This window comes from Shigella sp. SIG6 (assembly GCF_053555815.1).
Window position 1 is genome coordinate 1 of sequence record NZ_JBQZXC010000173.1, and the last position, 5,671, is coordinate 5,671.

The 5,671-nt window shown below is 48.5% G+C and carries 5 protein-coding genes and 1 pseudogene; 1 reads left to right on the plus strand and 5 read right to left on the minus strand.

What is annotated here, in order from left to right; genetic code table 11:
- Window positions 1-137 precede the first annotated feature (137 nt).
- The 5 genes from mepS to yeiP form a co-directional block, all read right to left on the minus strand.
- Entirely contained in the window at window positions 138-704 is a 567-nt protein-coding gene (gene mepS, locus ACUU1M_RS18275; protein WP_000241011.1) for a bifunctional murein DD-endopeptidase/murein LD-carboxypeptidase, read from the minus strand.
- Between the two features lie 411 nt (window positions 705-1,115).
- The gene (gene lpxT, locus ACUU1M_RS18280; RefSeq protein ID WP_005063524.1) at window positions 1,116-1,829 is read right to left on the minus strand and encodes a Kdo(2)-lipid A phosphotransferase; all 714 of its coding nucleotides are present in this window, start codon (window positions 1,827-1,829) and stop codon (window positions 1,116-1,118) included.
- A 38-nt stretch (window positions 1,830-1,867) separates the two neighbouring features.
- Complete coding sequence (yeiR, locus tag ACUU1M_RS18285) at window positions 1,868-2,854, minus strand: zinc-binding GTPase YeiR (protein WP_000124658.1); 987 nt, start codon at window positions 2,852-2,854, stop codon at window positions 1,868-1,870.
- A 117-nt stretch (window positions 2,855-2,971) separates the two neighbouring features.
- Entirely contained in the window at window positions 2,972-4,438 is a 1,467-nt protein-coding gene (locus ACUU1M_RS18290; protein WP_000848231.1) for a mannitol dehydrogenase family protein, read from the minus strand.
- A 222-nt stretch (window positions 4,439-4,660) separates the two neighbouring features.
- A complete protein-coding gene (gene yeiP, locus ACUU1M_RS18295) occupies window positions 4,661-5,233 on the minus strand; it encodes an elongation factor P-like protein YeiP (RefSeq protein WP_001136824.1) in 573 nt (190 codons plus the stop codon).
- Window positions 5,234-5,387: 154 nt separating this feature from the next.
- On the opposite strand from yeiP, the pseudogene ACUU1M_RS18300 reads away from it, so the two are divergent.
- A pseudogene (locus ACUU1M_RS18300) lies at window positions 5,388-5,643 on the plus strand (YkgJ family cysteine cluster protein).
- Window positions 5,644-5,671 lie beyond the last annotated feature (28 nt).

Here is a 5,671-nt window from a genome sequence, read left to right on the forward strand (position 1 = left end):
ACAATGACCGGACTATAGCCTGGATTAAGACGCGGAAACATCATTTTCTCTGATGAATGAAAACAAAAAAGCACTGCCTAAGCAGTGCTTTCAGTTAACTCGTCAGGATAGCCAAGGGATTGCATCCAAACGGTTTATTAGCTGCGGCTGAGAACCCGGCGTGCTTCGTTGTAACGCTTCTTCCAGTATGGTTCATTCATGCTGGAAATAATAACACCACTGCTGGTGGAAGCATGGACAAACTGATTGTTGCCGATATAAATACCGACATGGCGTCCCGTTGAACCGGCACGGAACAGAACTAAATCACCCGTACGCAAATTACTGCGGGAAACAGATTTACCCATTTCCTGCTGTTCGTAAGTCGAACGCGGAAGTTCTAAGCCAAATTGCTCACGGAATGTACGCTGTACGAAACCAGAACAATCGATACCTTTTTTAGTGCTGCCGCCCAGACGATAACGTACGCCTTTCCAGTCAGCATACTGATCCATAATTCGCGATTTTACGTCGACATTACGAACCAAGTTTTCAAATTCATCCTGAGAAGCTTGCAGTGATGATGTTTCACTACCCACTGCACGTGTCTCAGGATGCATATTCTTTGCGGTGTTATTTGCACTACATGCAGAAAGCAGAACCGCTACTGCAATCGCGGGAATCCCGCGCAAGATATATCTCAAAATCGGTTGAGATTTGACCATGTTGTTTGTTTTCCCTTGAAGTCCTTAACGACAAATATCGTTATAAAAAAATGCCAAGCGACACGAGACTAATTACCTGGGCATGTTGAAACAATTCCTTAAGGCCAAATCTGTGGACTAACGCACAAAATTATATGCTGTGAGGATAATCTACCGCCGAGGCAAAACGAGTTCGAGATTACCCGATTGGTGCGGTCTTGGCGAGCGGTTTTACATGATTTTTTATAAGAAAAAGTGATACAGAAAGTTAATAAGCGGGGTTGGTCAATTAAAGTACAATTGAGTGAAACGCATGCAATCCATTCATTTACTTAGAGAATGATTTTTGCGTTCGATAGATGAAAGCACGGTGCGCATCATCAGGATTATCCTCACTATAAAAATAACCCTGATGATGTTAATTACTGTGAGTTATTTGTTTTGGAAATGTTTGTTTTTTCCTGGTAGTGATTTGTCAAAAAAGGTGATTAATCGATCACTTAATGGCGTCAGCAACACCCAGGGCAAACCGATCAATATCACGGTCATCGAACCGACAATGATGTCAGTAAACCAGTGTGCGCCAATCATTACTCTGGGAAATGCAAAAACCACAAAAATAATAAGGGCGATAAGGCCTGCAACTTTGCCGAAATAACGCCACATGAATGCCGAAAAAATAAGCAGCATCATGCCGTGATCGCCGGGAAAGCTATCTCGTGAGGCATCTTTCGTGGGAACAGAGAGCAGTTCGCTGACGCGGTTAATATCGGTAAAAGTCAATGTTGGGCTGGCCCGTTTTACAGGAATTAATGCCTGACCCAGCTGGTTTAATACCACTGCAGTTAATAGCATGACCAGACCCATAATCACGATACGTCGTCTGCCAGGGGCGTTTTCTTTCAGCCAGAAACTCAGCATCAACATACCCATCGCCAGCAGTGAACAACCGTCGAAGGCGCGATTGTTAGTCAATGCAACCAGCCATAAAAAGGCCTTACTTTCGACCAGTTTCTGATTAAAGAAATAAAAAATATCCGCATCAATCGGCAACCAGAATCCATGATTAACGGGAATATACCAGGAAAGAAACAGCGCGGGGCCGACAATATTCAACAACACTATTTGCGGCAAATTTTTAATCATATTTTCTCTAATTATCTTACTGAAAAACGCAGGCAACCTTACGCGGTAGTCGCTAAACGAAGCTTCAACAGCGCGCTCTGCAAGGCATTCCAGTCAGCTTCGCTGCTGGAAATCAGCTCAATACGGCTGTCCGGTGGCGCAACGTTTTGCGTTTCAATGTGCAGGTCATCGCCCTGACGGTTGATTCGTACCAGCCCTTCGGGAATACGCAGCACGCCTTTGACGCGTTCCACCGGTGCAAGTCGCGCCCATTCCAGAATGCCAATGGTGTCGAATACCGTATCAGCGTCGAATATCCAGCCGCAGGCCTGATATCCTTGCCCGCTGTTCAGACTGCGACGCCAGCGTTGATGCTCTGGCAGGCTTAACGCTGCTAACCCTTTTTTCACGACATGCTGATGAGAATGCGCGGCGCTGGCGGGCAACTCGGCTAAATTGCGACGCGGCAAATCCAGAAGATGACCGTCAACTTTCCCATGCTCACTGTGAATTAATTGTCGATCGCCACCATTTTGCTGCCACCAACGCTGTAGCGCTTGCTCACTTTCGGGCGTCGCACGGTCGGATTTATTGGCGACAATGATGTCTGCGGCAGCCAGCTGGTCACGGAAGTTTTCATTGCTGGCGCTTTTTTCGTCCAGCAGCAGGCGTGGATCGAGAATGCACAAGGTGGCGCGCAGATCTATCCACGGTTCATAGACTGGTGCGGTTAACAGATCGAGGATCTGTTTCGGATGGCCCAGCCCGGTCGGCTCTATCAACAAGCGGTCTGGTTTTCCCTGACGCAGTAAGGTATTCAACCCTACCTGCATGGGTAAACCATTAACGCAGCACATGCAGCCGCCGGGGATCTCTTTCAGCAATGCGCCGCTATCGGCGAGCAAAGCACCATCAATTCCGACTTCCCCAAATTCATTAACCAGTACCGCCCATTTTTCGTTGGGATCTTTATGGGCTAACAGATGAAGAATCGACGTGGTTTTCCCGCTGCCGAGAAAACCGGTGATGAGGTTGGTCCTGGCCACAACGGCTCCGCAATACTCTGGTAAGTTAACTGAGCGTTAATCCTGGCTAAAAAAGGCAGAAAAGAGAAGGGGAGAGCGGACGAAGGTGAGCTTCATCCGCTTTAACCGCAGAAATCGTTAAATTTTGAGGGTGTTTAATAGCGCCTGATGTGCGCCGAATTGTACGATTTGTTGCCAGGCTTGTTCGATGGCCTGCACAAAATGCGGGTTATCTGGCAGATCATCACCGAAAACTTCACGCAGGGAAAGCAGGGCGGTTACGCGTTGTTCACTGCTGCTGCCCGCAACAAGTTCGCGAATTTTATCGCTAAGCGGATCGCGAACATCAATGGCATTTCCGGCATCATCAACGCCGCTGACGTAACGCATCCAGCCAGCAACGCCTAATGCCAGCAACGACCAGTCCGTTTCACGCCCCAGATGTATGCGAATACCTGCCAGCATACGTTGCGGTAATTTCTGGCTGCCATCCATCGCGATTTGCCAGGTCTTATGTTTCAGCGACGGATTAGCAAAACGTGCAATTAACTTATCCGCATATTGTGTTAAATCGACATCTTTAATTTGCAGTGTCGGCGCTTGCTCATCCAGCATTAATGTTCTGGCAGCATAGCGAAATACGCGATCCTGCATGCAATCACTGATATAGGCGAATCCTGAGAGGTAACCCAGATAAGCGAGAAAAGAGTGGCTGCCATTAAGCATACGCAGTTTCATCTCTTCCCATGGCAGGACATCATTCACCATTTGTACACCTGCGACTTCCCAGGCAGGACGCCCAGCGATGAAGTTATCTTCAACCACCCACTGGATAAACGGTTCGCAGCTAATCGCGCAGGGATCATTTACCCCCAGATGCTGGCTGATTTCTGCCAGTGATTCGTCGGTTGCAGCCGGAACAATGCGGTCGACCATGGTTCCCGGAAAACTGACGTGTTCTTTTATCCACCCGGCGAGTTCTGGCGAACGTTTTTCTGCCATTCTCAGCACCGCGTTTTTCACCACATGGCCATTGTCGGGAATATTGTCGCAGGAGAGCACGGTAAACGGTGTAAGGCCGCGCTCACGGCGGCGTTTCAGTGCTTCGACGAGAATACCCGGTGCGGAGTGAGGTTCTTCAGGGTTTTGTAGATCGTGAATAATCCGCGGATTACTGGTGTCGAGTGCACCAGTGGCCGGGTCAATACAATAGCCTTTTTCGGTAATCGTCAGGGAAACAATTGCCACCTGTGGCTCGCAAAATTTCTCAATAATTGCCGCTAAGGAATCCAGTTTTGCATTAAGGCATTCGTGAACGGCACCGACAATTATCACCTGATTGCCGTCCGCACCTTGCTCCAGCACTGTATATAAATGGTTCTGTGCGCGGAGCTGGCTCATCAGTTGATCACCGCTGAACAAGCTGATTTCACAGATCCCCCAGTCGCCGCCCTGGGCATTCAGCACACGATCGGTCAGTAACGCCTGATGAGCGCGGTGAAAGGCGCCAAAGCCAAAATGAACGATACGTGATTGCAACTGCTGGCGATCGTAGCGTGGAGCGTGTACATGATGCGGGAGCGTAACGGAGGCAATTGTCTTCATAGGAGTCACGTCTTAGTAACGATAAATTAACAATGACAGTGTAAAGTTATATGACAGCAATTGAAATTGGTCTGGATTGTTAATGCGATGAAGTGTAAGGGCGATCAATCAACGAGTGAAAATTGAGGGCGTAAGGTGTTCAGGAAGCGCAAAATAGAAGATTGGTATAATAAATTAAAAAAGGGACAGCCTGAGCTATCCCTTTTCTGCATGCGGCTGAAGTTAGTCAGCACGCCCCATATAACGGCGTTCTTCGATATGGATACGAATTTTTTCGCCCGGGCTTAAGTATTCTGGTACCTGAATCACCAGACCAGTGCTCAATGTCGCCGGTTTGTTACGGGCGCTGGCAGATGCCCCTTTGATGCCTGGTGCGGTTTCAACGATTTCCAGATCAACGGTCTGCGGCAGCTCAAGCGCCAGCAGTTGACCGTCCCAGGTCAGCACCTGCATGTCCGGCATGCCGCCCTCTGGCATAAACAGCAACTCTTCTTCAATCTGATCTTTGGTGAAGGTATACGGGGTATAGTCTTCTTTATCCATAAAGACATATTCGTTGCCATCGACATAGGAGAAGTCAACGTAACGGCGGGTCAGCGTCACGGTGTCAACGATATCATCACCTTTGAAACGCTCTTCTACTTTCAGCCCGGTACGGACATCAGAAAAACGCATTTTGTACAGCGTAGCGGCACCGCGGGCAGTGGGCGACTGAATATCAATATCCTTAGCCAGCAGCAGTTTGCCGTTGTAATTCAGTACCATACCTTTTTTAATTTCGTTCGCTCTTGGCATCGAAAAATTCCTGTAGTCGAAAATGTCAAAAATATCGCGACAAAGTACTCGCGACGGGCCTTTCGGGCAAGTGGTATTCGCACTTTTGCTGGTGCAAAAAAGGTGGTACTGTGCGCGCTCATCAATCCGGTGGTTAACCTTAAGAGAACAACGTATGGAATGCCGTCCGGGTTGCGGGGCGTGTTGCACTGCCCCTTCAATTTCCAGCCCTATTCCCGGTATGCCAGATGGCAAGCCCGCCAATACGCCCTGCATTCAGCTTGATGAACAGCAACGCTGTAAAATTTTCACCTCGCCACTGCGACCGAAAGTCTGTGCAGGCTTACAAGCCAGCGCTGACAATGTGCGGTAACTCGCGTCAGCAGGCCATGACCTGGCTTATCGATCTGGAAATGCTGACCGCGCCTTAAACATCTTTAATCCGCAGTAAGCAAAACA

What these genes read in the sequence shown, in the direction of transcription:
- ACUU1M_RS18290 (WP_000848231.1), bottom strand. Translation starts at nt 4,438, where the DNA reads ATGAAGACAATTGCCTCCGTTACGCTCCCGCATCATGTACACGCTCCA.
- yeiP (WP_001136824.1), bottom strand. Translation starts at nt 5,233, where the DNA reads ATGCCAAGAGCGAACGAAATTAAAAAAGGTATGGTACTGAATTACAAC.
- lpxT (WP_005063524.1), bottom strand. Translation starts at nt 1,829, where the DNA reads ATGATTAAAAATTTGCCGCAAATAGTGTTGTTGAATATTGTCGGCCCC.
- mepS (WP_000241011.1), bottom strand. Translation starts at nt 704, where the DNA reads ATGGTCAAATCTCAACCGATTTTGAGATATATCTTGCGCGGGATTCCC.